At 48.4% G+C, this 671-nt stretch carries 1 protein-coding gene; it reads right to left on the reverse strand.

The window, feature by feature from the left end:
- Positions 1 to 569 (reverse strand): fimbrial protein (locus A6U95_RS07480; protein WP_065684048.1); only part of this gene is annotated, 569 nt, incomplete at its 3' end.
- Positions 570 to 671: the final 102 nt, after the last annotated feature.

The raw sequence follows: 671 nt of genomic DNA on the forward strand, positions 1-671 counted from the left end.
ACGATGCTGTATTTAACCGTTGAGGCAACTTGGCCCGGGCCCGCCGCGCCACCTACAGCAACATACTGGCCAAAGTAGGTATATTCGGCAGTTTGATTGACGATGGTTTTCGGCGCATGGTTGTTATTGCCGGATACCAGGTTGATCGGGCTGTTGGTTTCGCCATTCAGGATTTGTACCTGAACATTTAACGCAGGATTGGTTGCTGAAGTATTTTTCAACCAACCGGTCGCATTATCGATAGCCGGGCTAGTTGGTTCAAAATACACTGAAGCAATCTTACCGTTGGTGCAGTTTAAATCAGTAGGGCCACCCAGTTTGATGGTAAACGGCGCAGGCTTGGCCGTGGCACCGGCAAAGCTTAACTCACTGGCACTGACCGTTTCCAAAGGCACGTTCAGATCAACAGCACCATTTGGCGTCTTATCGTTGATCAGGCAGGTTGCATCAGTGACTTCGCCGGTGAAATTGATATTACCACCCGTTACGGTGATGGCGGCAGAAGCCGGAAGCGCAGCAAAGCCGCCGATAGCCAGTGAGAGAGCCATGACTAATGTGTTTTTTTTCATTGTATATGATCCTTGTTAATTATCCTTAAAATACTCTGAGCGTTACATGGAGTGACATCAGAGCCGTCATTTCACTATGGCAGTGAAAATGCTGTTCCCTTT

This window comes from Serratia sp. 14-2641 (genome assembly GCF_001692375.1).
GTDB classification, from domain to species: domain Bacteria; phylum Pseudomonadota; class Gammaproteobacteria; order Enterobacterales; family Enterobacteriaceae; genus Chania; species Chania fonticola_C.